General features: G+C 66.7%; 23 protein-coding genes. 12 read left to right on the top strand and 11 right to left on the bottom strand.

What is annotated here, in order from left to right; all coding sequences use genetic code 11:
* Positions 1-283: 283 nt before the first annotated feature.
* From ACIQLF_RS16660 to ACIQLF_RS16650, 3 genes are all read left to right on the top strand, one after another.
* Positions 284-1,072 carry a TIGR00730 family Rossman fold protein gene (locus ACIQLF_RS16660; RefSeq protein WP_400300751.1) on the top strand — a complete coding sequence of 263 codons (789 nt, stop codon included), beginning with the start codon at positions 284-286 and terminating at the stop codon, positions 1,070-1,072.
* Positions 1,073-1,116: 44 nt separating this feature from the next.
* A complete protein-coding gene (locus ACIQLF_RS16655; RefSeq protein WP_400300778.1) occupies positions 1,117-1,470 on the top strand; it encodes a DivIVA domain-containing protein in 354 nt (117 codons plus the stop codon).
* A 110-nt stretch (positions 1,471-1,580) separates the two neighbouring features.
* On the top strand, positions 1,581-1,748 hold the full coding sequence (locus ACIQLF_RS16650) for a DUF3117 domain-containing protein (protein ID WP_209997865.1): 168 nt from the start codon (positions 1,581-1,583) through the stop codon (positions 1,746-1,748).
* Between the two features lie 93 nt (positions 1,749-1,841).
* Here the strand turns inward: ACIQLF_RS16650 and ACIQLF_RS16645 are convergent, their stop codons facing one another.
* Positions 1,842-2,477, bottom strand: a complete 636-nt coding sequence (locus tag ACIQLF_RS16645) for an O-methyltransferase (RefSeq protein WP_400300749.1) — start codon at positions 2,475-2,477, stop codon at positions 1,842-1,844.
* 246 nt (positions 2,478-2,723) lie between these two features.
* Here ACIQLF_RS16645 and sigE point away from each other — a divergent pair, with 246 nt between their 5' ends.
* The 3 genes from sigE to ACIQLF_RS16630 are packed head-to-tail and all read left to right on the top strand — an operon-like array spanning position 2,724 to position 4,676.
* Positions 2,724-3,332 carry an RNA polymerase sigma factor SigE gene (gene sigE, locus ACIQLF_RS16640; RefSeq protein WP_400300776.1) on the top strand — a complete coding sequence of 203 codons (609 nt, stop codon included), beginning with the start codon at positions 2,724-2,726 and terminating at the stop codon, positions 3,330-3,332.
* 3 nt (positions 3,333-3,335) lie between these two features.
* Positions 3,336-4,256, top strand: coding sequence for a zf-HC2 domain-containing protein (locus ACIQLF_RS16635; RefSeq protein WP_400300746.1), 921 nt, complete (start codon positions 3,336-3,338; stop codon positions 4,254-4,256).
* Positions 4,257-4,298: 42 nt separating this feature from the next.
* Entirely contained in the window at positions 4,299-4,676 is a 378-nt protein-coding gene (locus ACIQLF_RS16630) for a sec-independent translocase (RefSeq protein WP_400300743.1), read from the top strand.
* A 118-nt stretch (positions 4,677-4,794) separates the two neighbouring features.
* Here ACIQLF_RS16630 and ACIQLF_RS16625 read toward each other — a convergent pair whose 3' ends face one another.
* The 3 genes from ACIQLF_RS16625 to ACIQLF_RS16615 are packed head-to-tail and all read right to left on the bottom strand — an operon-like array spanning position 4,795 to position 7,872.
* Positions 4,795-5,922, bottom strand: coding sequence for an Mrp/NBP35 family ATP-binding protein (locus ACIQLF_RS16625; RefSeq protein ID WP_400300740.1), 1,128 nt, complete (start codon positions 5,920-5,922; stop codon positions 4,795-4,797).
* Positions 5,919-6,581, bottom strand: coding sequence for a DUF1003 domain-containing protein (locus ACIQLF_RS16620; protein WP_400300737.1), 663 nt, complete (start codon positions 6,579-6,581; stop codon positions 5,919-5,921). The genes ACIQLF_RS16625 and ACIQLF_RS16620 overlap by 4 nt, the downstream gene beginning before the upstream one ends.
* Positions 6,574-7,872 (bottom strand): magnesium transporter MgtE N-terminal domain-containing protein, encoded by a 1,299-nt coding sequence (locus tag ACIQLF_RS16615; protein WP_400300734.1) that lies wholly within the window; start codon positions 7,870-7,872, stop codon positions 6,574-6,576. Before ACIQLF_RS16615 ends, ACIQLF_RS16620 begins: the two co-directional genes overlap by 8 nt.
* A gap of 137 nt (positions 7,873-8,009) precedes the next feature.
* On the opposite strand from ACIQLF_RS16615, the gene ACIQLF_RS16610 reads away from it, so the two are divergent.
* On the top strand, positions 8,010-8,972 hold the full coding sequence (locus ACIQLF_RS16610) for a general stress protein (protein ID WP_400300732.1): 963 nt from the start codon (positions 8,010-8,012) through the stop codon (positions 8,970-8,972).
* 148 nt (positions 8,973-9,120) lie between these two features.
* Here the strand turns inward: ACIQLF_RS16610 and ACIQLF_RS16605 are convergent, their stop codons facing one another.
* Positions 9,121-10,671: an aminopeptidase P family protein gene (locus ACIQLF_RS16605; protein ID WP_400300729.1), complete on the bottom strand. Its 1,551-nt coding sequence runs from the start codon at positions 10,669-10,671 to the stop codon at positions 9,121-9,123.
* A gap of 160 nt (positions 10,672-10,831) precedes the next feature.
* On the opposite strand from ACIQLF_RS16605, the gene ACIQLF_RS16600 reads away from it, so the two are divergent.
* The gene (locus tag ACIQLF_RS16600) at positions 10,832-11,689 is read left to right on the top strand and encodes a PHP domain-containing protein (RefSeq protein ID WP_400300726.1); all 858 of its coding nucleotides are present in this window, start codon (positions 10,832-10,834) and stop codon (positions 11,687-11,689) included.
* 125 nt (positions 11,690-11,814) lie between these two features.
* Here the strand turns inward: ACIQLF_RS16600 and ACIQLF_RS16595 are convergent, their stop codons facing one another.
* The 3 genes from ACIQLF_RS16595 to ACIQLF_RS16585 form a co-directional block, all read right to left on the bottom strand.
* Entirely contained in the window at positions 11,815-12,726 is a 912-nt protein-coding gene (locus tag ACIQLF_RS16595; RefSeq protein WP_400300774.1) for a DNA-methyltransferase, read from the bottom strand.
* A gap of 34 nt (positions 12,727-12,760) precedes the next feature.
* Positions 12,761-14,404 carry a DEAD/DEAH box helicase gene (locus tag ACIQLF_RS16590; RefSeq protein WP_400300724.1) on the bottom strand — a complete coding sequence of 548 codons (1,644 nt, stop codon included), beginning with the start codon at positions 14,402-14,404 and terminating at the stop codon, positions 12,761-12,763.
* A 325-nt stretch (positions 14,405-14,729) separates the two neighbouring features.
* Positions 14,730-16,244 carry an RNB domain-containing ribonuclease gene (locus ACIQLF_RS16585; protein WP_400300721.1) on the bottom strand — a complete coding sequence of 505 codons (1,515 nt, stop codon included), beginning with the start codon at positions 16,242-16,244 and terminating at the stop codon, positions 14,730-14,732.
* 75 nt (positions 16,245-16,319) lie between these two features.
* Between ACIQLF_RS16585 and ACIQLF_RS16580 the strand changes: the two genes are divergently transcribed.
* Together ACIQLF_RS16580 and ACIQLF_RS16575 are read left to right on the top strand one after the other, a co-directional pair.
* A complete protein-coding gene (locus tag ACIQLF_RS16580; RefSeq protein WP_400300719.1) occupies positions 16,320-16,991 on the top strand; it encodes a ferritin-like fold-containing protein in 672 nt (223 codons plus the stop codon).
* A gap of 49 nt (positions 16,992-17,040) precedes the next feature.
* On the top strand, positions 17,041-17,715 hold the full coding sequence (locus tag ACIQLF_RS16575) for a 4a-hydroxytetrahydrobiopterin dehydratase (RefSeq protein WP_400300716.1): 675 nt from the start codon (positions 17,041-17,043) through the stop codon (positions 17,713-17,715).
* A gap of 93 nt (positions 17,716-17,808) precedes the next feature.
* On the opposite strand, the gene ACIQLF_RS16570 is transcribed toward ACIQLF_RS16575, so the two are convergent.
* Both ACIQLF_RS16570 and ACIQLF_RS16565 read right to left on the bottom strand, forming a co-directional pair.
* Positions 17,809-18,030 carry a DUF3107 domain-containing protein gene (locus ACIQLF_RS16570; RefSeq protein ID WP_209997809.1) on the bottom strand — a complete coding sequence of 74 codons (222 nt, stop codon included), beginning with the start codon at positions 18,028-18,030 and terminating at the stop codon, positions 17,809-17,811.
* Between the two features lie 69 nt (positions 18,031-18,099).
* Complete coding sequence (locus tag ACIQLF_RS16565) at positions 18,100-18,681, bottom strand: TetR/AcrR family transcriptional regulator (protein ID WP_400300771.1); 582 nt, start codon at positions 18,679-18,681, stop codon at positions 18,100-18,102.
* Between the two features lie 218 nt (positions 18,682-18,899).
* Between ACIQLF_RS16565 and moeB the strand changes: the two genes are divergently transcribed.
* Together moeB and ACIQLF_RS16555 are read left to right on the top strand one after the other, a co-directional pair.
* On the top strand, positions 18,900-20,075 hold the full coding sequence (gene moeB, locus ACIQLF_RS16560; RefSeq protein ID WP_400300768.1) for a molybdopterin-synthase adenylyltransferase MoeB: 1,176 nt from the start codon (positions 18,900-18,902) through the stop codon (positions 20,073-20,075).
* Positions 20,076-20,333: 258 nt separating this feature from the next.
* Positions 20,334-21,287: a hypothetical protein gene (locus tag ACIQLF_RS16555; RefSeq protein WP_400300714.1), complete on the top strand. Its 954-nt coding sequence runs from the start codon at positions 20,334-20,336 to the stop codon at positions 21,285-21,287.
* 161 nt (positions 21,288-21,448) lie between these two features.
* Here the strand turns inward: ACIQLF_RS16555 and ACIQLF_RS16550 are convergent, their stop codons facing one another.
* Positions 21,449-22,801 carry a glutamyl-tRNA reductase gene (locus ACIQLF_RS16550; protein WP_400300712.1) on the bottom strand — a complete coding sequence of 451 codons (1,353 nt, stop codon included), beginning with the start codon at positions 22,799-22,801 and terminating at the stop codon, positions 21,449-21,451.
* Positions 22,802-22,923 lie beyond the last annotated feature (122 nt).

Below are 22,923 nucleotides of genomic sequence, written 5' to 3'. Positions count from 1 at the left end.
GAGCCGGAGGGTCCCAGGACAACGACGACCTCGCCCTTGGCGACTTCGAGGTTGATGTTCTGCAGGACGTGCAGCGGGCCGTAGTGCTTGTTGACAGCGGACAGCTTGACGATCGGAACCAAGGCCGACCCAGCGCTACTCGCGGGGGAATCAGTGCTCATGAGTCGACCTTAGCGGACGTGGGCTGAATCACCATTAGCTTGCGCATACCTTTGCCGAATCGTTTCCTAAATTATTTAGGGCGCGACCGGTGAACACGGCGATTGCCGATACAGTGGGTGACATGCCACGCCAGAACTCTCAAGCCAAGAACTTCGAATCATTGCCCGACCCGGCGCGCCGCAAGGGCTCCGTGGTTTTGCGCCGCGGACAGGCCGACATTCCGCAGTCGGACCGCTATCTTCTGGACACCCGGGAAAACCAGGACTTCACCCACACCGATCCGTGGCGCGTGTTGCGGATCCAGAGCGAATTCGTCGAGGGGTTCGGGGCGCTGGCCGGCATCGGGCCGGCGATCAGCGTCTTCGGTTCGGCGCGCACCAAGCGCGATTCGGTGCGCTATGCGCAGGCGGAAAAGATCGGTTCGCTGATTGCGAAGGCCGGCGTCGCTGTCATCACCGGGGGCGGCCCCGGCGCCATGGAGGCCGCAAACAAGGGCGCCTGCGAGAGCGGCGGTGTGTCCGTGGGGCTGGGCATCGAGCTTCCGTTCGAGACCGGCTTGAACGAGTGGGTCGATGTCGGCATCAACTTCCGCTACTTCTTTGCTCGCAAGACCATGTTCGTGAAGTATTCGCAGGGATTCGTCGTGTTGCCGGGTGGCTACGGAACGCTCGATGAGCTGTTCGAGGCGGTGACCCTGGTGCAGACCGAGAAGGTCACAGGGTTCCCGATCGTGCTGGTGGGAACCGACTACTGGGGCCCGCTGCTTGAGTGGCTGCGAAACACCGTCGCAGAGGAAGGCGCGATCTCGATTGCCGACCTCGACCTGATCAAGCTGACCGACGACATCGACGAGGCTGTGCGGATTGTTATTGAATCCGCCCACGCCAATGGGTTTACCGCGGCTGACTGACGGCCCCCGGCGGGCTTTACTGGCTTCAAGAGGAGTATGTATTGGTGTACGTTTTGTTGGTCCTGGCGATCTTGCTGTTGGGTGCGGCCGTGTTGATGGGTGTCGGAACCCGGCGTGCGCGCCTACAGGGTGGAGGGTCGCGTTACGAATCGCCGCGGACCCCGATCCAGGGGCTTGTCGAGCCGGTGGCGTCGCTGCCCCCGGTGTTGCTGCCCCTGGAGCCAAAGCCCGCCGACATCGAGGCGGTGGGCTTCTCCTTGGCTCTGCGGGGGTACCGGTGCGACCAGGTTGATGAGGTCCTGGATGCGCTCTCGGCCGAGATCGACAGGTTGCATCAGGTCATCGCGCAACGCGGTAAAGAGCGTGTGATTAGCAACACGGGCGATTATTCGGAATAATGGAAGTTAGCAAGTTGAAAGCGATTCACGGAATAGTTGAATTCGCCAAGTAACTCACGACCGGGCGAAGGGGCAACCCCCCTCCGCCTCATAGGAAAGGGACAGCGCTAATGGCTGCGATGAAACCACGTACCGGGGATGGTCCGATGGAGGTCACCAAGGAAGGCCGTAGCCTGATCATGCGCGTACCGATCGACGGTGGCGGACGTCTGGTAGTTGAACTGAACGCCGACGAAGCCGCGGCCTTGCGTGACTGCCTCGTGGGTGTCACCGAGTAATCTTCGGTTTGGAATTGTGCACATGGGGGTCGATCCACACGGGTCGGCTCCCATGTGCATGTGTGCCGACCTGCACAGTTCCGTTGCCTCGCACTACATGGTTCGCGCAGCGATCAGCATCCCCAAGCCAGTGGGGACCAGCGTGGTGGTGAAACGCTCGTCGCTTCGCAGCATCCGGATGGCGTTGCGGGTGGCGACGGTGCTGGGTTGGCGGATTGCCGGCTTGGCCACGCGGTGGTGGTCGAAGGCGTCGTGAAGCAAGATCATCCCGCCGACCTTGGCCAAGCGGATCGCCTGGGTGACGTAGTCGGACAGGTGGGCCTTGTCGGCATCGATGAACACCATGTCGTATGCGGCGTCGGTCAGGCGCGGCAGCACGGCCTCGGCCCGGCCGGCGATGGCGCGGAAGCGGGAGGAGTCGAACCCCGACTCGTGGAACGCTTCGCGCGCCGCGGCCAGATGGTCGACGTCAATGTCGATGGTGGTCAGCGCCGAGTGTGCGCCAAGGCCGCGGAGCAGGCTGGTTCCCGAGACGCCCACGCCGGAACCGATCTCCACCACGTTGCGCGACTTGGACGTGGCCGCCAGCACCGTCAGCAAGTTGGCCGTGGCGGGACCCACGGACTCGACCCCGAGCTCGCGTCCGCGTTCGCGGGCCCGCTCGATGACCTGATCTTCCGTGGCTTGGGCCTCGGCGTACGACCAGCTGCTATAGACATCCAGGTTCATGAGTGTGGTGGGGTCCTTTTCAAGAAGCGCGTGAGTTGGCGGGCGCCGTCCCGGTCCGCGCGCGCGGCGTCTTCAAGCGCCCGGCCATGGCCTGCCGCCGGGCGGGGTGCCGATACGTCCCCCATCCTATCCCTGAGTGTCCACTTCAGCGGCTGAATTGGAATCGTAGGAGTGGCACAGGTTGCATACAGGATTCGCTCAGGAGCCTGAGCCAGAATTGATACCGTGAACGCAACGAATCCGACCTTGGCCATCAACCCGAGCTCCACCGACGAGCTCGGTGCGGATGGGGTTCCCACGTGGGATGAGATCGTGAGGGATCATTCCCCACGGGTTTACCGACTCGCTTACCGATTGACCGGCAACCGGCAGGATGCCGAGGACCTGGCGCAGGAAACGTTCGTGCGGGTCTTTCGATCCCTGCACACATTTACCCCGGGAACCATCGGCGGGTGGCTGCACCGCATCACCACGAACCTGTTCCTTGACCAGGCGCGCCGCAAGTCCCGCATCAGGTTTGACGGACTGGGCGAGGAAGCCGAAGCGAAGCTGCCCGGTACGGCCCCGGGCCCGGAGCGCAGCTTCGAATATAACAACCTGGATGTCGACGTGCAGGCCGCGCTCGATGCCTTGTCCCCGGAATTCCGTGCAGCCATCGTCCTGTGCGACCTGGAGGGGCTCTCCTACGAGGAGGTGTCCGATGCGCTGGACGTCAAGCTTGGCACGGTTCGATCGCGCATCCACCGCGGTCGGGCGATGCTTCGCGAAAAGCTTGCCCACCGAAATCCCGCTGTCCGACCATCGGCAACCGTGGGGTTGCCCAAGATCCGGCGGCCGATCCCGGGAGTCCGCTAGGGCATGCATTCACAACAAGAATGGATCCGTGCGTATCTCGCCGGCGAGCTGGATGCGAAGAAGCGCCGCAGCATCGAAAGACATGTGCATCGATGCCTGAGGTGCTGGGAAGCACTCCAGTCGGCCATGCCGAGGACCTCTCCGCAGTGGAACAGCCAATCCGAGATCCCGCGGCCTCCGCTCACCGCGCAGACCCTTCTGAGCAGCGCCTCCGCGGACGGCGGCTTGGGTGGGCAACACCGCACTTCCCATTTCCGCCCATGGATCCCGGCCGTGGCGCTTTTGGGCATCCTGGTGATGGTCGGAGCTTTCGTGGGCCTTTCATGGTCGTTGGGGGCTCAGGGCGTCGCGTCCGCCGGGCAACACGATCCCACCGGTTCCTGGAACGCAACGGCCACACACCTTGGCGAAGATGAACTAGAAGACTTGCGCGAGTCGGGTTGGACCTGCCCCGTTGTCGAGTCGGCGGGTTACCATCTGGCCTCTGCCACTGGCACCCGGTCGGGGGGCAACGCCGCGGTCCACATCGTGATGAAGAACGGAAAACACGAACTCAACGTGACCGAGGTGCGGAAACTGGCGGGCGGTCCGCTGGCAACAGGCAGCCTGGCCGCCCCGGAACAGGTAACGGCCAAACAGTCGGCTGCCGAGGCCACCGAGGGGCCCTTGACGGAGCTGGGGCGACGGCTTGGCGCGAAGGCGGCCGCCGCCGTCAGTTTCGGAAAGGGCAAGGCCACCTTGAGCATGGACGACGTGGATTACACGATCACGTCGAACCTTGCGAAAAAGGACGTTGAACGGCTGCTGCAACGCCTGGTCGTCGGCGAACACACGCGAGCTTCCGGGCTTGACGCGAGTCCCGAGGAGCTGGGCGAACGCCTGATGCGCGGGCTGTCCAGACTGATGGTTTTGGACTTCGACTAGGCCGTGGCCAAATGATGCAACGAAAGCAGGTAGTCTACTAGGGTGTTTCTGGGAATCAACGGTAGTGAGTTGCTGGTGTTGGCCGTACTGGCCGTGGTTATTTTGGGACCCGAAAAACTCCCGGAATACGCGGCCCAGCTGGCGCGACTGGTCAAGGAGTTACGCCGCATGGCCACCGGCGCGAAGGAACAGCTGCGCGAAGAGGTCGGCGACGACATCGTTGACATGGACTGGAAAAAGCTTGATCCCCGGCAGTACGACCCGCGACGGATCATCAAGGAAGCGCTGCTCGACGACTTCGAGGACGCCGCCAGCGCCGTCAAGGAGCCTGTTGCCATCCAGCAGCGTCCCGTCGCGACGGCACAGGTGACACGCCTGGAGCCGAACGAGCCGGCGCCGTTCGACGCCGAAGCCACCTAGCAGGGGGCCGGCCCCGGCATCGCAGGGCATGATTTGGCAAAAGGTGGAGGCCGCGATTCCCGTTCGGGGATTGCGGCCTCCACCTTTTCGGCGTCCGGGGGGCGGAAGCCGACCGGGCCTAACCGACCTGCCGGGCTTGACCGGGGGTGACCGATAGTTTCATGCCGGCCAGTCCGCGCGGGCGGTGCGAGAGCGAACGGGCGATCGCGGTGATCTGAGCCGCCGCGGAGGAGCCGGGGTGCGAGAGCACCAGCGGCAGCCCGGCATCGCCGCCGGCGCGCAGCAGCGGGTCCAAAGGGATCTGCCCGAGCAGCGGTACCTCCGCGTCGAGGGTTGCCGAGAGGCGTTCGCTGAGATCCCGGCCGCCGCCGGCACCGAAGATCTCCATGGTGGAGCCGTCGGGCATCTGCAGCCAGCTCATGTTTTCGATGACGCCGAGGACCTTCTGGCCCGTCTGCACGGCGATGGCGCCGGCGCGCTCGGCGACCTGGGCCGCCGCGGCCTGCGGGGTCGTGACGACCACCAGCTCGGAGCCGGGAAGCAGCTGGGAGACGGAGATGGCGATGTCCCCGGTGCCCGGGGGCAGGTCGAGCAGCAGCACGTCGAGGTCCCCGAAGTGCACGTCGGTGAGGAATTGCTCGAGGGCACGGTGCAGCATCGGACCGCGCCAGATCACCGGCTTGTTGTCGTCGACAAACATGCCGATGGAGATGACCTTCACGCCGTGGGCGACCGGCGGCAGGATCATTTCGTCCACGCGGGTCGGCTTGGCGCCGGCGATGCCGAGCAGGCCGGGGATGGAGAAGCCGTGCACGTCGGCGTCGATAAGGCCCACGCGCAGCCCGTCGGCGGCCATCGCGCAGGCCAGGTTGGCGGTCAGCGAGGACTTGCCGACCCCGCCCTTGCCGCTGGCGATGCCGATGACCCGGGTCAGCGAGGCCGGGTCGCCGAAGGGCACCGCGCGGCCCTTCAGGGACTCACGCAGGGCCGCACGCTGTTCGGGGCTCATCACGCCGAGCTCGACCTCCACGGAGTCGACCTCCGGCAGGGTTGCCAGTGCGGCGGTGGCGTCGTTTTCGATGGTGGAGCGCATCGGGCAGCCGGCGATGGTGAGCAGGATCTTGACCCGTGCCGTGCCGTTCTCGAGGACCGCGGATTCGACCATGCCCAGTTCGGTGATGGGGCGGCGCAGTTCCGGGTCCTGGACCGCGGCGAGTGCTTCAAGGAGCCGTGGCTCGATGCTCATGAGGGTATGTTCTTCTCTGCTTGTGCTTCGTGCTGCTTCTCGCGCTGTCTGTCGTTCTTGTCCGCCCGCTTGGAGGCCTTGGCCACCTGGGGGATGAGCCCGGTGTTGGTGGAGGTGCGGTCGCGGCGCTTGGGGCTCTTGGCGCGCAGCCTCAGCTCCTCGCCGTCGGCGGTCTCCAGCAGTTCCTCGAGCGCCGATCGCAACTCGGAGCGCACGTAGTCGCGGGTGGCGACGTCGCGCAGGGCGATGCGCAGCGCGGCAAGCTCGCGGGTGAGGTACTCGGTGTCGGCGAGGTTGCGTTCGGCCCGGCCGCGGTCGTCGGAGAGGGACACCTTGTCCCTGTCGTCCTGCCGGTTCTGGGCCAACAGCAGCAGCGGGGCCGCGTAAGAGGCCTGCAGCGAGAGCATCAGGGTCAGCGCGGTGAAGCCCAGGGCCGCGGAGTCGAAGCGCCACGCCACGGGCGCCCAGGTGTTCCAGATGAGCCAGAAGATGCAGAAAAAGCTCATGTAGAGCAGGAATTGTGGGGTTCCCATGAACCGCGCGAACTTTTCGGTGCTGGAACCGAAGGCGTCCGGGTCGGGGGAGAAACGCGGGAAGAAGCGGTCGCGGGCGCTCATCGGGGTGTCCAGCCCGCTGCCTGACTGGCGTTTCTCAGCCATGGGTGTCTCCGTTCTCCACCGCGGTGCTCTTGGCGGTGTGGTCGTCGTGGGTGCGCCAGTCCTCGGGCAGCAGGTGGTCCAGCACGTCATCGACGGTGACGGCGCCGACCAGGCGGCCGGCGTCGTTCACGACACCGAGCGAGGTGAGGTTGTAGGTGGCAAGCGTGCGGGCGACCTCCGGCACGTCGGCCATGTCCGAGATCGGGGCCAGGTGGGTGTCGAGGATGTTGCCCAGGGATTCGGGCGGCGGGGTGCGCAGCAGTGCCTGGATGTGCACGGCTCCCAGATAGCGCCCGGTGGGGGTTTCCAGCGGCGGGCGGGTCACGTAGACGGTGGAGGCCAGAGCGGGGGAGAGCTCCTCGCGGCGCACGGAGGCCAGCGCCTCGGCGACCGTCGCCTCCGGGGAGAGGATCACCGGCACCGGGGTCATCATGGAGCCGGCGGTGCCCTCCGCGTACTCGAGCAGGCGTCGCACGTCGCGGGCCTCCTCGGGTTCCATGAGCTCGAGCAGCGCGTGCTTGGTGTCCTCGCTGAGCTCGGAGAGCAGGTCGGCGGCGTCGTCGGGGTCCATTTCCTCAAGCACGTCCGCCGCGCGTTCCATGCCCAGCGCGGAGAGGATCTGCACCTGTTCGTCGTCGGGCATTTCCTGCAGGACGTCGGCCAGGCGGCCGTCCTGAAGTTCGGAAGCGACCTCGACGCGGCGCTTGTCGTTCATCTCGTGCAGCGCGTCGGCGAAGTCGGCGGGCTTCATCTCGTCGTGCGCGGCGACGTAGGTGCTGGCCGCCTGCGGTTCGTGCAGGGCGGTGTGGACGATGGCGTCCCAGGGCACCAGCAGGCGCTCGCCGCGCGTGCGGCGCAGGCCCAGGATCCCGCCGAGGTGTTCGCCGCGGCGCACGAAGTAGTCGGAGATGATCCAGTCGCCGCCGCGTTCCTGGCTGAGCCCGATGTCTTCCACGACGGCGTGGCCGCTGCCGTCGGCGAACACGACGCGGCGGTCGAAAAGCTCGGCCGCGACAAGGATCTCGGCGCCGCGCTGCTGGAAGCGGCGCATGTTCACCAGGCCGGAGCAGATAATCTGGCCGGACTCCATAGCCTGGATGCGGGTCATCGGGACGAAGACGCGGCGCTTGCCGGGGACCTCGACGACGACGCCGACGCATTGGGCGGGTTTGGTGAGCGAGCGCGAAATCACGACGACGTCGCGCAACCGGCCCAGGCGGTCGCCCAGGGGGTCGAACACGTCCAGACCCAACAACCGTGCAATGAAGACCTTCGAAGAATTGCTGCTCACGCTCTCTAGGCTACTGCCTCGCGAAGCGGGGAGCACATACGGAGTCACCCGTGCCGGCGCCGCTTCGCGCGACATTTGTCTTTCACCTTCAGCGATCAAGCGGGCGGCGGGGGGCCGCGAGCGTGCACAATGGAAGCATGTCATCCCCACTTGGTGCTTCCCAGACCCATTCGAACTCGCTCGGCCTGCCGCGCGGTGAACTCCTGGGGCGTTACAACTCCTACCTCGATGCGCAGAAGATCGTCGACTACCTGGCCGACAACGACTTCCCGGTCAGCAACATCACGATCGTGGGCAACGACCTCAAGAGCGTCGAGCGCGTCACGGCCAAGCTCAGCTACCCGAAGGTTGCGGCCGCCGGCGCGGCGCAGGGCGCCATGTTCGGCGTGTTCGTGGGGCTGATCCTGTCGATCTTCAACCCGGCCAGCGACGCGTGGGCGCAGATCCTGTCCTCGGTGGGCCTGGGCATCGCGATCTGGCTGATCGTGGCCGTCGTGGGCTACTCGTTCCGCCGCGGCAAGCGCGACTTCGCCTCGCAGTCCCAGGTGCTGGCGACCAGCTACGACGTGGTCGTCGACTTCTCGCACGCCCACGCCGCACGCGCGCTGGCATCCAAGCTGCCGATGAGCCGCGGCGCCGCCGACGCCGGTGTCGGCGTCCACGCGGTCCCCGTGCAGCCGCCGGCCCCGGTCCAGCCGCAGGCCCCGGTCGCCCCGGGCAACGCGCAGGCCCCGGCCGCCCCGGCACCGTCAAGCAGCTACTCCGACCTTCCGGACGGCCGCCCGCAGTTCGGCATCCGGGTCCAGCCCGGAGCGCCGGCGGTTCCCGCGGACGAGGCCCCGGCGTCGGAGGCGCCGGTCGCAGCGTCCGTCGCCGCAGCCCAGGCACACGTCGCCCCGGAGGCCACCGCACCGGAAACCGCAGCACCGGAAGCAACCGCACCCGAAGCGCCTGCCCCGGAAGCCGGCGCCGCCGATAGCGCGGCACCCGCCGTGGGCGAGCAATCAGCGGCTGAAGCCGAAGCTGAAGCTGAAGCCGAAGGTGCGAAGGCCGCGGGCACCGAAAACGAAACCGGCAGTGAAGCCGGCCCGCGCCACTAGGACCGTCGTTCAGCGGCCCGTTACTTAACGTCAAACGGCCCGGGTCCTTACCGCTCTCCGATGAGATGCGGGAAGGACCCGGGCCGTTTTTTGTGCCAAGTGCGCCGGCGCAGCGCCCGTTGTTCGGGGGCGGCACCTGCGCCGGCGGCTAGCTGTTGCGGATCTGGGCCATCCAGGCCTCGACGGCCTCCGGGGTGCGCGGCAGCGCGGCCGAGAGGTTCACGCAGCCGTCGGCCGTGATGAGCACGTCGTCCTCGATGCGCACGCCGATGCCGCGGTATTCCTCCGGCACGGCGAGGTCCTCGTTCTTGAAGTACAGGCCGGGCTCGATGGTGAAGACCATGCCCTCCTCCAACACGCCGTCCAGGTACAGCTCGGCCTTGGCCTGCGCGCAGTCGTGCACGTCAAGGCCTAGGTGGTGGCTGGTGCCGTGCGGCATCCAGCGGCGGTGCTGCTGGCCCTCGGGGGACAGCGCCTCCTCGAGCGAGACGGGCAGCAGCCCCCAGGCGTCGAGGTTCTCGGCGAGCACCTTGATGGCGGCGCCGTGCAGGTCGCGGAACTTGGTGCCGGGCTTGGCCACGGCGAACGCGGCGTCCGCGGCGTCGAGCACGGCCTGGTAGATCTTGCGCTGCACCTCGGTGTAGCTGCCGTTCACCGGCAGGGTGCGGGTGACGTCGGCGGTGTAGAGGGACTCGGCCTCGACGCCGGCATCGAGCAGCAGCAGCTCGCCGTCGTTGACGGTGCCGTTGTTGTTGATCCAGTGCAGGACCGTCGCGTTGTTGCCGGAGGCCGCGATGGTGTCGTAGCCCAGGTCGTTGCCCTCCTCGCGGGCACGGGCGAAGAAGGCGCCCTCGACGACGCGTTCGCCGCGCGGGTGGGTGAGCGCGCGGTCCAGCGAGCGGACCACGTCGTGGAAGCCGTTGATGGTCGCCGCGACGGACTTCTTCATCTCGCCGATTTCCCAGGCGTCCTTGACCAGTCGGATCTCGGACAGGGCCTCGGTCAGCTCGCCGTCCAGCGAGTCGGAGACCTCGAGGTCCACGCCGGTGTTGATGCGGGAGGTGTCCACCAGCGCGTCGCAGTTCATGTCGACGTCGCGCAGCAGGCGGACGCGCATGCCGCCGAGCTCGACGACGCCCGCGTTCTTGGTGATCGCAACCTCAAGGCCGCCCAGGTCGGCCGTGGGCAGTCCCAGGCGTGCCTGCAGCAGACCCAGGGTCGGGCGGGGGCCGATCCAGAATTCGCCGGTGCGGGCGTTGGAGTAGAACTCCTCGGTGTCGCGGCCGGCCATGGGGGAGAAGTAGAGCGTGGCGTTGTGGTTGGATCCGCCGTCGCCGGCGCCCTCGTCGGTCGGCTCCATGACGAGCACCGCGTCGGGTTCGTGGTCGAGTCCCAGGCCGGTCAGGTGGGCGAAGCCCGAGTGCGGGCGGAAGCGGTAGTCGGTGTCGTTCGAGCGGACCTTCAGCGGGCCCGCCGGAATCACCAGGCGCTCGCCGGGGAAGCGCGCGGAAACCGCGGCGCGGCGGGTGGCCGCGTACGGGGCAACCTCGTCGGCGCCGGGAAGCTCGGAGGTGTCGGGCGCCCAGGAGGACGCCATGAAGGTCTTGAAGGCCTCGGAGGACGGGCGCTGCGAACGGTTGTTCACGCGCTCCTCGAGGGGCTGGTCGCTGCCGGTGGTGGTGGTTGCATCAGTGCTCATGGTTCCAATCGTCTCAAAGCGTGGCGACATGTGCCAAGGCGCTATGCGCTGGGCGGAGCCGGGTGTGGGAAAAAGGCTCCCGCCGCGTTCCTGTTCATCGGTGGAGGAACCGCCGGGCCCAAACCGCTCCGCGGTGCGGGCAAGGACTACGCTGGATGTTATGCGGATCGATCTTCACACTCACTCACACATTTCCGACGGGACCGAGTCTCCCGCCGACCTTGTCACCGCTGCGGCCGCCGCGGGGCTCGATGTGGTGGCGTTGACCGACCACGACCAGACCTCCGGCTGGGCCGAGGCCTCCGCACGGGCCCTGGAACTCGGCATTGGGCTGGTCCCGGGCATGGAGATTTCCTGCAAGACCGGCATCGGCATCAGCGTGCACCTGCTCAGCTACCTGCACGACCCGACGCACCCCGGGCTGCTCGAGGAGATCGAGAAGGCCCGCGATGCGCGCATCACGCGCGCCCGCCGCATGGTCGAACTGCTCGCCGAGGACTACCCCGTGGACTGGGAGCTGGTCTCCAAGCATTCCGTGCCCGGAGCCACGATCGGCCGCCCGCACATCGCCGACGCGCTTGTCACCGCCGGGGTGGTGCGCACCCGCAGCGATGCGTTCGCCCAGGTCCTCACCGCGCGCTCCCGGTACTACGTGGGCCACTATGCGATGGACCCGGTGACTGCTGTGCGGCTGGTGCGCGATGCCGGCGGCGTGCCGGTCTTCGCCCACCCCGTCGCCTCCGAGCGCGGGCGCGTCGTCGGGGAAGAAACCTACGAGGAGATGATCGAGGCGGGTTTGCTCGGCGTGGAGATCGACCACCGGGACAATCCCGAGCAGGGACGCAAGCACCTGCGGGCGCTCGCCGAACGGCACAACCTGATCGTCACGGGTTCCTCCGACTACCACGGCACGGGCAAGCCGAACCGGCTGGGGGAGCACACCACCTCACCGGAGATGCTGCGGCGCATCCTCGCCGCCGGAACCGGCAGCAGCGCCGTCGGGATGCCGGTCCTCTAGCTTTCCGAGCCCGTTCGGATTCCACGACAGGACACGACAAGACAAGACAGCCCCCGACCCGTTCCGCGAATGCGGTACGGGTCGGGGGCTGTCTTTGCAAGGCGGGTGCCGGGACGCCGGAAGCGCTAGGCCGGCGGGGACTCGAGCAGGCTCGCACCGGGGATGCGGGCGCTCATCACCGCGATCGACTGCGGGTTCTCATCCACGCAGACAAAGCGGCGGCCCGTCGCCGCGGCCACTGCCCCGGTGGTTCCGGAGCCCGCGAAGAAGTCCAGCACCCAGTCGCCCGGGCGCGAACTCGCGTTGACGATGCGGCGCAGGATGCCCTCGGGCTTCTGCGTGGGGTATCCGGTCTTTTCCTTGCCGGTGGGCGAGACGATGGTGTGCCACCAGACATCGGTGGGCAGCTTGCCGCGCTCGCGCTTTTCCGCAGTGACCAGCCCGGGGGCCATGTACGGCTCGCGGTCGACCTCGGCGGAATCGAAGTGGTACGCCTTCGGGTTCTTCACGTAGACAAGGATATTGTCGTGCTTGGCCGGCCAGCGGCTCTTGGCGCGCGCCCCGTAGTCGTACGCCCAGATGATCTCGTTGAGGAACGACTCGCGGCCGAAGATCGCATCGAGCATGACCTTGGCGTAGTGCACCTCGCGGTAGTCAAGGTGCACGTACAGGGTGCCGTCGTCGGCCAGCAGCCGCCAGGCCTCGCGCAGGCGCGGTTCCAGGAAGGACCAGTAGTCGTCGAAGGCGTCGTCGTAGCTGTGCAGGTCCCCGCGCAGCGTCGAGTAGCTGCGGCCCTGGAAGCCGATGCGGTCGCCCTCGCCCTCGGCCGCGCGCACGGCCTTGAGCACCTGGCGCTTTTGGGTGCGCCCGGTGTTGAACGGGGGATCGACGTAGATCAGCGTGAAGGATCCGTCGGGGAGCGTCGGCAGGAACGTCGCGTTCTCCGCGTGCACGATCAGGTTGGGGCCCTCCGGATCCCAGGCCTGCACCGGCGGGGGACCGGCGGGCCCGCTGGCAACCGGTTCGGTTGCCTGCACGGGCCCGTCGGGGGTGTTAAGACGGCTCACCGATCTACTCGGAGTCGGTCTTGTTCACTACTTCGCCGTTGCGGCGACGGGTGCGGCTGCGGTTCGGGCGCGTGCGTGCCGGGCGTTCGGCACCCTCGCCGGCGGGTGCCGCGTCCTCGTGGCCGGCGGCCTTGGTTTCGTGGTGGCGCTCGTCCTCGCGTGCCGGGCGGTCCGCACGGCCGTGCGAGTGGCCGTGGCGGCCGGCTCGCTCCGAGCCGCGCTCGCCGCCGCGCTCGCCGCCGCGGCGCGGTGCACCGGTGCGCGGGCTGTTCTTCTTGCCGGTCTCGCCCAGGTCCTCGAGCTTCTCGCCGGCCAGGCCCTCGAGCTTGCGGGCGCTGCGTGGCAGGCGGCCCTTGGTGCCTGCGGGGATGTGCAGGTCCGCGAACAGGTGCGGGGAGGAGGAATAGGTTTCCACCGGGTCGGTGACATCAAGGCCAAGGGCCTTGTTGATCAGGCCCCAGCGCGGAACGTCTTCCCAGTCGACGAAGGTCACCGCGGTGCCCTTGTTGCCGGCGCGGCCGGTGCGGCCCACGCGGTGGAGGTAGGTCTTCTCGTCCTCCGGGCACTGCAGGTTGATCACGTGGGTGACGTCGTCGACGTCGATGCCGCGGGCGGCGACGTCGGTGGCGACGAGCACGTCGACCTTGCCGTTGCGGAAGGCGCGCAGCGCCTGCTCGCGGGCGCCCTGGCCCAGGTCGCCGTGGATGGCGCCGGCGGCGAAGCCGCGATCGACCAGCTCGTCGGTCAGCTTGGCGGCCGAGCGCTTGGTCTTGGTGAAGATGATGCAGCGTCCGCGGCCCTCGGCCTGCAGGATGCGGGCGACGACCTCGTCCTTGTCCAGCTGGTGGGCGCGGTAGATGACCTGGCGGATGTCCTTCTTGGTGATGGAGTCATCGTCGTTGTCGGCGGCGCGGATGTGCGTCGGCTTGGTCATGTAGCGGCGGGCCATCGCAATGACGGCGCCGGGCATGGTTGCGGAGAAGAGCATGGTCTGGCGCGTCGCCGGGGTTGCAGCCAGCAGGGTCTCGACGTCCGGCAGGAAGCCGAGGTCCAGCATTTCGTCGGCCTCGTCGAGGATGACGATGCGCACGTTCTTCAGGCTCAGGTGCTTCTGCTTGTAGAGGTCGATCAGGCGCCCGGGGGTGCCCACGACGATCTCGACGCCGCTGTTGAGCTGCTCGATCTGCGGCTCGTAGGCACGGCCGCCGTAGATGGTGGCGATGCGCGCGTTGCGGAACTTGGAGGCCTTGTCCATGTCGGCGGCGACCTGGACGGCCAGTTCGCGGGTCGGTGCGACGATCAGGGCCTGCGGGGCGCCGGGGACCGGGAGCTTGTCGTAGCCCTCGTCGTCCGGGCCGACGACGCGCTGCAGCGCCGGGATGCCGAAGCCGAAGGTCTTGCCGGTGCCGGTCTTGGCCTGGCCGATGATGTCGTGGCCGCCCAGGGCGACCGGAAGGGTCATGGCCTGGATCGGGAACGGGTGGGTGATGCCGGCAGCGGCGAGCGATTCGACGATGTCGGAGCGGACCCCGTAGTCGGCGAAGGACTGCTCGGGCAGTTCGTGGGGCTTTTCGTCGGTGGACAGCGACTCTTCGATGTCCACGGCTTCTGACGCCGAGTCGGCGGTGAGCAGGTGTTCAGTGTTCAAGACAGGGTTCTCATTCGTTTAGGCACCGTGCTTGGGGTGCTCGACGACCCCGAGAAGTCGAGAAAAGACCAGGGGTCGGAGTCCACCACATGGCGGTGATTCCAGCGGAGCCGATCGCAGGCTATGCATCGCAGCCAGGCTGTTGTGGCTGCGTGGGCGCAGGAGTCGCTGGGTAATCCCGCTAAAAAACTTGTTCAAGATACGCGACCGGGCATCCTTGTATACCCCCCAAGCATATCCCGCACCCGTTCCGATCCCGGCATTTCGCGGCCCGACGCACCCGGGACGGCGCAAAGCTGCCGCCCCGGGTGCGTCGGGCTTCGCCTTAGGGACCTACGATCCTGAAGAGCACCGTGCGGGTCAACAAGTCGGCGGTGACAAGCTCGACCTCGACGTGCTGCCCGGCCGCCGCCGAGCCCTCGAAGGGGGCCGTGACGGCGGGGGAGACAAGCTGCAGGGTGCCGCGCGACTTGTGCCCGTTGCGACCGTTTGCCCCGTTCGATCCGTTGGAACCGTTCGCATGCGCGGGACCCGGCTCCCCGCCGCCCGGTGCCGGCATGGTGCCGGTCAGCGTGACGGCGGCGAACCTTTCGCCCACCCGGTGGGCCAGCGACGCAGCCTCCACGGTGTCGATCACGGCGCGCTCGACCTTGTTCACCAACTGGTTGGAGGAGCCCATCAGCTTCGGAAGCAGGGGCAGCACCTCGCGGACGGCCGCGGGGACTTCCTGCCGGCGTGCCGCATACGAACACACCAGCAGGGAGAACCTGTCGACCAGCCTGCGCAGCGGCGCGGTGGTGTGCGCGTAGGGCGCCCCGATCGCCGCCTGCTCCAGGTCGGCGGGGACCTCCCCGTCAAGCACCGTGTAGGTGGCGCCGCGGAACAGGCTTGCCGCGTGGTGCATCAGCGCCAGCTGCCCGGGATCGTCGAGGTCCAGCGAGCGCAGGAACTCCCCGTAGGGCTGGTCGGTGGGCCACGGGGCGCCCAGCGTGGCGGCCTGCAGCCTGAACACCTCAAGGTCCTTGGGTAGCGGTGCGGGCATGGTGCGCAGGATGCCGACCTTTGCCCGGATCATCAGCCGGGCGGCTTCCATCCCCGTCAGCAGGGAGATCTGGGCGTTCCAGTCCTCGACGGGCAGCGGCGCGTTGGCCAGCAGGACGTAGGTGCCGTCGATGCATTCGACCTCCTGGGCGGGGATGCGCAGGCTGGCGCCGCCGCGCTCGCGTTCCAGCTCGATGCGCTTGAGCCCGATCTCGCGCAGCAGCCCGAGCATCTCCGGTGCCGTCCCCGCATCGAGCTCCTTTTGCGCGCCGACGTAGTTGAGTTTTTCACGGCTGCGCACGATGGCGCGTTCCAGGGCCGTGTTGGTGACGACCCCGCCCGCATCGAGGGTGAAGGACCACAGGTAGGAGCTGCGGTCCCGGTCCGGCAGCAGCGAACCGGCATCCTCGGCTATCGATTCCGGGTGGAGCGAAATCCTTCGGTGCGGAAGGTAGACTGTTTGCCCGCGCAGCCTGGTCTCGCCGTCCAGCTGCCCGCCGAGGGCCACGAAGCCCGGCACGTCGGCAATCGCATAGTGCACCAGGTAGCCGTCGGCGGTGCGGGACAGGTGCACGGCCTGGTCCAGGTCCGTGGACTCCGCGGGGTCGATCGTCACGAATTCGATGTCCCGCCTGTCGGTGGGCGGGAACTCGAAGTTGCTGATGGCCCGCGCCGCCTCCTCGAGCACCGCCGACGGGAAATCGGTGCGCAACTCGAATTCGGTCTCCAGGGCAACCAGTGCCTGGGCCAGGGCTGTACTTTGTGCGTCGGGCGTTAGCCCGAGGATGTTGTGGCTCACAACGACAGCATAGCCACAGCGCCGCCGCCGGGTCCCCAACTGTCGCGGGTTTGGCGTCCCGAGTAGGCTGAACGCATGAGCAATCCTTCCGCAATCCCCGCCCGGCGGGACGCCGCCCAGGACGAAATGGCGCTGCTGGGCCTGATCGCCTACCAGGAGCTGACGGCCTTCGAACACCTTTCCTCCGACGCCAGGTTCTCGCCGACCCTCGTGGACAGGGAAACGCTGGCCAGGCTGGCGGTCACCGAGTTCGGGCACTACGAGCTCATCCGGGAGATCATCGCCTCGCGCGGCATGGACGCCCAGGAGGTCATGGAACCGTTCATGTCCTCGCTCGATGAGATGCACGAGCGCACCAAGCCGGGGGACTGGTACGAATCGCTGACCAAGGCCTATGTGATCGACGGCGTCGCCGCCGACTTCTACTCCTACATCGCCTCGGAGCTCACCGAGGAGTCCCGCTCGGTGGTCCAGAGCGTGAAGACTTCCGACGCCAACACCGTGTGGCTGAGGGACCGCCTGCAGCTGGCCATCGCCGACCGCCCGGAGCGGGCCTCGCGCCTGGCCCTGTGGGGACGCCGGCTGCTCGGCGAAGCGCTGACCCAGGCCCGCGAGATCGGGGAGCAGTACGACTACTGGGGTTCCCTGGAGGAACGCGGCGACCGCGGGCAGACCATGACGGCGCTCTTTGCCCGGCTTGTCGAAAACCATTCCCGTCGCATGAGCAAACTGGGCATGACGGCCTAGGCGCGGCCATATGCCACCCGACCCACTCCCCAGAACCAAAGGAACGACGATGGATTCACCAAAACACGTCCTGGACGGATACGAGATTGCCCGCGCGCTGAAGGAACTTCCGTCGTGGCGCGAGCGCATGGGAACACTGGTGTGCGCCTGGTCGTTCGCGACCTCCCGGGAGGCCGTGGACTTCCTGGCGATCGTTGCCGAGGCAGCCGAGCACCTGGGCCACCACCCCGATGTCGACTGGCGATGGAACACCATCTTCCTCACCACCTCCTCGCACGACGTGGGCGGGGAGATCACGCCGCGCGACATCGAGCTGGCCACGCTGCTGGAATTCGCCGCCGCGGATTCAGGGGCCATTGCCGTCCCGCACCGGCACCAGGACGTGACCCTGGCCATCGACGCGCAGGACCCCGCGAAACTCGAGGCATTCTGGTCCGCGACGTTGGGCTACCGCAAGGGTCGCGAGGGCGACCTCGTGGATCCCGAACGCCGCAACCCGCCGCTTTGGTTCCAGGAAACCCGAACGCCAAGCGCCAGCCGGTTCCACATTGACAAACTTGTCGCCCGGTCGGAATTCGATGCCGCCCGCGAGAAAATGCTTCCCGTTGCCGGCGCGGGCGATGAAACCCACGCGCCGCGCTGGGTGGTCTACACGGACCCCGACGGCAACCGCATGTGCCTGTGTGCCGAACCCGAGGTCCCCGGCGAGACCTACGACGCATAGCCTCGTCCACACACGCACACGTCTTAAGACCAAAGGGCGCCGGGTCCGCACTCCATCTGGAATGCAGACCCGGCGCCCCCGGCTTAATCGGAACTAGTGCGCGAAGCCCACGCGGCGGGCTTCCTCCACGCCGATCTCAACGTAGGCGATGCCCGCGACAGGAACCAACATGAGGCGGCCCTTGGAATCGGTGAGGCGCAATTCTCCACCGGCGCTCAGGGCGTCCGAGACACGCTGGGCCAACTCTTCCGCGTTTTCGGCAGACTCGATTACGATCTCGCGGGCAACATTCTGAATTCCAATGCGAACGTCCATGATGGCCTTCCTGGTTTTTGCGTACGTCGGTGCCCAATGACACCGAGAAACTTCTGATCTGAACTTACGTCACGATTCTTTGGGGAAGCGACCGATTCCGCGCCAAGCTAAACGCGAGACCAATTTGCTGGCCTCCTCCATGCTCACTTCATCGCGCAGGTCCACCCAGTAACGGGCCGATACCTGGGCCATCCCGGCCAAGGCCCGGCCCATGAGCACCGCCTGGCCGGGGGGAAGGTTGGTGTCCTCGGCGATGACCTCGGCGATGCCAAGGGCGAACTTGGCGTTGAACGCCTCGATGCGCCCGCCGATCTCCTCGTCGTTGAGCAGGTCGGACTCGAAGATGAGCCGGAACGCCTGGGAGTCGCGGGCAATGAACTCGTAGTACGCGTGGATTGTGGCCCGCACGCGCAGCTTGTTGTCGTTCGTCGAGTTCATCGCCTGCTGCAGCAGCGCACTGAACTCGTCCATGTGCTGGTCCAGCAGCGCAATGTAGAGCTCGCGCTTGCCGGGGAAGTGCTGATAGAGCACGGGCTTGGAAACTTCGGCGACTTCGGCGATTTCATCCATCGAGGCACCGTGGAAACCGTGGGAGACGAATACCTGGTGCGCGGCCTGCAACAACTGGCGGCGGCGGGCCTCGCGCGGCATCCGCTGTGTACGAACGCCACGGCTGGGGGGAGTGGTCACATCGGCCCTTTCGAGGTGCAAGCCGCCGTCGGACGCGGCGGACTCTCGTGCAAGTCTACTCTTGGGTAACGAAGTGGAAAGAGTGCCGACGGCCTCCAATACGGGGCTATGGTGTTTCCATGGAACCCAACGAGCCGACAACCATTTCAGCCGGCACGTCCCCGGCACGGCGTCCGGGGATGAGGCCCGGGCCGCTGGTGGAGCCCGGAACCGAGCTCGATGCCGAGGAACGGATGCGCTACTCGCGGCAGATCATCATCCCGGAGATCGGGATGGCCGGCCAGCGCCGTCTCAAGAACGCCAAGGTCCTGGTCATCGGCGCCGGGGGACTCGGATCGCCCGCCTTGCTCTACCTTGCCGCCGCAGGCGTCGGAACAATCGGGATCATCGACGACGACGTGGTCGACGTCAGCAACCTGCAACGACAGGTCATCCACGCCATGGCTTCGGTCGGCCGGCTCAAGACCGAATCGGCCGCCGCCCGCATCCGCGAACTGAATCCGCTGGTCGCCGTGAACCTGCATTCGCACCGTCTGGACGTCGAGAACGTCCTGGAACTGTTTGCGCAATACGACGTCATTCTTGACGGCACCGACAACTTCGCCACCAGGTACCTGGTCAACGACGCGGCGGCGATCTGCGGCAAGCCCTACGTGTGGGGGTCCATCCTGCGCTTCGACGGCCAAGTCAGCGTCTTTTGGGACAAGTTCGGCCCGAACTACCGGGACCTTTACCCCACTCCGCCTCCGGCCGGCACCGTTCCCTCGTGTTCCGAGGGAGGGGTCTTCGGCGTGTTGTGCGCCCAGGTCGGTTCCGTCATGGTTGTAGAAACCATCAAGCTGATCACCGGTGTGGGGGAGTCGCTCCTGGGCAGGGTGCTGATCCTCGATTCGCTGGACATGCGATGGAGCGAAGTCCGCCTGGAACAGGACCCGGGTGCGCCAAGGATCAAGGAGCTGCTGCCCAGCTACGAGGCTTTCTGTGCCGGGCCCGCAGCGAACGCCCCCGCGGAGGGCATGGAAGGTCCGGCAACCGTCAGCGCCCCGCAACTTGCCGCATTGCTGGATGATCGTGCGGCGGGGGAGCGGGATTTCCTCCTCGTCGACGTGCGGGAGCCGGGGGAACATGAAATAGTTGCGATTCCCGGTGCCGTTCTTGCTCCCAGGGGAGCCATACTTTCGGGTGAAATCATCTTGCCAATGGATTTAGAGATCATTCTTCATTGCAAATCCGGTGCCCGTTCGGCCGAGGTCCTGCGGTTCCTGCGCAGCGAGGGTTATCCGGCAGTTCGTCATCTGGAGGGCGGGATTCTGGCCTGGATCCACGAAGTCGATGCGACGCTTCCTGCCTACTGAGACCACGGATTCGCGCATTCTCATGTGGCGTTCCCAACAACGGAAAAAATTGTGCATAGAAATCATGCAAAACGAATAAAATTCACATAGTCTGAGGTGAACATACTGAAGTGTTGCTCTGTGGGGAGGGCACTGAGGTTAAGGTTCACCATGAAAGTTCTGTTACTTGCACTTGTGAGTTTATTGGCGCTCTCACCGGCTCCAATTGCGGCCCAAAACATTAATGCACTGCCTACCCCACCGGAAATATCCCGGCAAATGAGCGGCGACGCCCACGGTTCCGAGCAGGATGCAACGCAAGCAGAAGAACCGGGCGAGGTGCAGCTTTCAGGGAAAAGCTCGGTCACTTCCTCCAAACCACGGTTCCTGACGACCGCATCCATCACTCCGCGATCCGGCAAGAGCAGCGGAGCCAAGCTCGGCTCCGCGTCCAAGGGATACGCCGTGTGGGGCACGGGCAAGACTTCCGCCGGACACACCCAAATCAAGTTCTTCGGAAAGAACGCGTGGGTGAAGTCAAACCAGCTCAAGCGCGTAGCCGCTGCGAACTACACAACCACTCGAGGCACAAAGTTCCGTTCCCAGGCGGCGGCGGGCAAGACGCTTGCGACATTGCCCCGCGACTACACCGTCGGGACACTCACGAACGCCAACAAGAACATGTGGATCCAGGTCCAGTACCAGGGGAAGACCGGATGGGTCGCCTCCCGGGACCTCAAGGGTGCATCGTTGAGCGCGGCTGCCGGTGCAGGAACGAAGTCGTATTCGAATGCGGCCTGGTCCCAGAAGGTCCAGAGCAACATCGGCAAGTACTGCCCTTCGATTCCCGTGCGTGTCAGCAAGGTCAAGGGCGAGTACTACGCGGAATCAATCCCGCGTCGCATCACGCTCAGCCGGGTCGGCAACAACGACCCGGACGCGGCAAACATCAAGGCCGTCGCCCTGCACGAGTGTGCGCACATCCTCCAGTTCACGGTCTACCCCTCGGGCTTCGCAAAGCTGACGGCGTACGCAGACCGTATCAATCCGCGTCGTGACGGACGCGGGATCGAACACCTGGCCGATTGCATGAGTGACAAGATGGGTGCCAAGCGGACCGGAACGCTTTCCAACGGCAACAGCTACATCGCCGGGTACCAGGGCAAGTGCACTTCCGCCCAGAACCAAGCGGCAAGTGCCTTGCTGGCCGGCAAACGGCCCGCCGGGGCGTAACGCCGGAACTTGCTTCAGCGGGCAAGGACCGCGGCGCAAAGAGACCGTCAACGCACAGACACCGCGGGAGTCAACCTGATCAAGGGTTGGCTCCCGCGGTGTCTGTGCAGGTGCTGCAGGCGCGGCACGGCGGGTGGCGCCCGGAGTGGTGTGGCGTGTGGTTAGCCGACCTGGCGCAGGAGCTCGCCGGTGTCGGACGTGCCTGCGGAGGCCCCCGAGGCGCCGCCGGCCGGGCAGGTTCCCTTGGACGCGGGTGCCGCCGGCAACTCGATCTCGAGGCCGTAGAGGGTCTCCAGGGCGTCGATGTAGTCACCGGCACGGCCCTCGGCCGCGAGTTCGCGGGCGCGGACTGTCGGCACGTGCAGCAGCTGGCGCATCATGCGGCGCATCGCGAATTCGACCTCTTCGGCCGCGGCGGTGCAGCCGTGCTGGGCACGGACCTTCTCCACTTCGGCCTCGAGCACGGACTGGGTGTGCCTGCGCAGTGCGACGATTGCGGCGTCGGCGGCACGTTCGCGCTGCTCGAGCGCGAAAGCATGGGTCGCGTCCTGCACGATTGCGCGTGCCTGGTGAAGCGCCTGCGCCTGTTCGTCGGGGGCCGCCATGCGCACGGACTCGAGGTTGACCAGGTCCACGCCGGGAAGCTGGCCGAGGCTCGGGTCGAAGTCGTTGGTCAGGGCCAGGTCGATGGCGATCAGCGCGCGGCCACCGCGGTCAAGCGCCGCGATGTCCTCGCGCATCAGCCGGTGGTCCGAGCCGCTGCAGCCGATCAGCACGTCGGCGGCCGCGAGCGCCGACTCGAGGGATTCCTCGTCGAGGGCGGTGCCGCCGCGGGTCGAAACGAAGGCCTCGGCGCGGCCGGAGGCGGAGAACACCGAGATGTTGTGTGCCTTGCGTTCGCGCAGCAGCGACATGGTGGCCCCGGCATAGGCGCCGGTGCCGAAGATCACGATGTTCTTGTTCTCCCACGACGGGTCGACGCTCAGGTCGGTGGCCAGATCCAGCGCCACGGAGACGACCGAGAGGCCGCGCGAACCCAGTGCCGTGCGCGACCCGACTTCCTTGGCGGTGCGCGATGCGGTCTGGAAGAGGCGGACCAGGGAGCCCGTGGCGGTTCCTGCGGCCTGCGCCTCGTTCAGGGCGCGGCGGACCTGGCCGGCGATTTCGCGTTCCCCGATGACGGCCGAGTCAAGGCCGGCGCCCACCGAGAAGAGGTGGGAGACGACGTCGGACTCCGTCTTGGAGACCAAGGCGGTGGACACCGTTGCCTCGCTGAGCCCGGTGCTGGCGGCAATCTGGGTGATCACCGAGGAGCGGGCGGCCGGGACGTCCTCGGAACGCGGCACCTCGCAATAGATTTCGTAGCGGTTGCAGGTGGCAAGCGTGATGGCACCGGCGACGGGGCTGGCGGAAGCGAGCACGACGGAAGCGACCTGGGAGGCGTCGGCGCTGATCTTTGCCACGGTCTCGAGGTCGATGTCTGAATGGGAGGCAACGAGAGATAGTAAAACCACAGTGCCTCCCATAGTAGCGCTTCTACTGCGCGTAGAAAACTGAGTGTTGATCGGTTTCAGCCTGGCCCGGGGCGCGTTTGTTCGCCCGGGGCGTGCGGATTACAGTTCGGCGCAACAACTTG

It is taken from the genome of Paeniglutamicibacter sp. NPDC091659, assembly GCF_044756805.1.
In the GTDB taxonomy this organism is placed as follows: Bacteria; Actinomycetota; Actinomycetes; order Actinomycetales; family Micrococcaceae; genus Paeniglutamicibacter.
The sequence above is the reverse complement of the archived record's forward strand: the minus strand, read 5'-3'. Positions and strand labels throughout refer to the sequence as shown.

Bases quoted from the DNA above. Each gene is read 5' to 3' on its own strand.
- ACIQLF_RS16660 (WP_400300751.1), top strand. From the start codon at position 284: ATGCCACGCCAGAACTCTCAAGCCAAGAACTTCGAATCATTGCCCGAC.
- ACIQLF_RS16650 (WP_209997865.1), top strand. From the start codon at position 1,581: ATGGCTGCGATGAAACCACGTACCGGGGATGGTCCGATGGAGGTCACC.
- ACIQLF_RS16645 (WP_400300749.1), bottom strand. From the start codon at position 2,477: ATGAACCTGGATGTCTATAGCAGCTGGTCGTACGCCGAGGCCCAAGCC.
- ACIQLF_RS16635 (WP_400300746.1), top strand. From the start codon at position 3,336: ATGCATTCACAACAAGAATGGATCCGTGCGTATCTCGCCGGCGAGCTG.
- ACIQLF_RS16625 (WP_400300740.1), bottom strand. From the start codon at position 5,922: ATGAGCATCGAGCCACGGCTCCTTGAAGCACTCGCCGCGGTCCAGGAC.
- ACIQLF_RS16620 (WP_400300737.1), bottom strand. From the start codon at position 6,581: ATGGCTGAGAAACGCCAGTCAGGCAGCGGGCTGGACACCCCGATGAGC.
- ACIQLF_RS16610 (WP_400300732.1), top strand. From the start codon at position 8,010: ATGTCATCCCCACTTGGTGCTTCCCAGACCCATTCGAACTCGCTCGGC.
- ACIQLF_RS16605 (WP_400300729.1), bottom strand. From the start codon at position 10,671: ATGAGCACTGATGCAACCACCACCACCGGCAGCGACCAGCCCCTCGAG.
- ACIQLF_RS16600 (WP_400300726.1), top strand. From the start codon at position 10,832: ATGCGGATCGATCTTCACACTCACTCACACATTTCCGACGGGACCGAG.
- ACIQLF_RS16580 (WP_400300719.1), top strand. From the start codon at position 16,320: ATGAGCAATCCTTCCGCAATCCCCGCCCGGCGGGACGCCGCCCAGGAC.
- ACIQLF_RS16575 (WP_400300716.1), top strand. From the start codon at position 17,041: ATGGATTCACCAAAACACGTCCTGGACGGATACGAGATTGCCCGCGCG.
- ACIQLF_RS16570 (WP_209997809.1), bottom strand. From the start codon at position 18,030: ATGGACGTTCGCATTGGAATTCAGAATGTTGCCCGCGAGATCGTAATC.
- ACIQLF_RS16565 (WP_400300771.1), bottom strand. From the start codon at position 18,681: ATGCCGCGCGAGGCCCGCCGCCGCCAGTTGTTGCAGGCCGCGCACCAG.
- moeB (WP_400300768.1), top strand. From the start codon at position 18,900: ATGAGGCCCGGGCCGCTGGTGGAGCCCGGAACCGAGCTCGATGCCGAG.
- ACIQLF_RS16555 (WP_400300714.1), top strand. From the start codon at position 20,334: ATGAGCGGCGACGCCCACGGTTCCGAGCAGGATGCAACGCAAGCAGAA.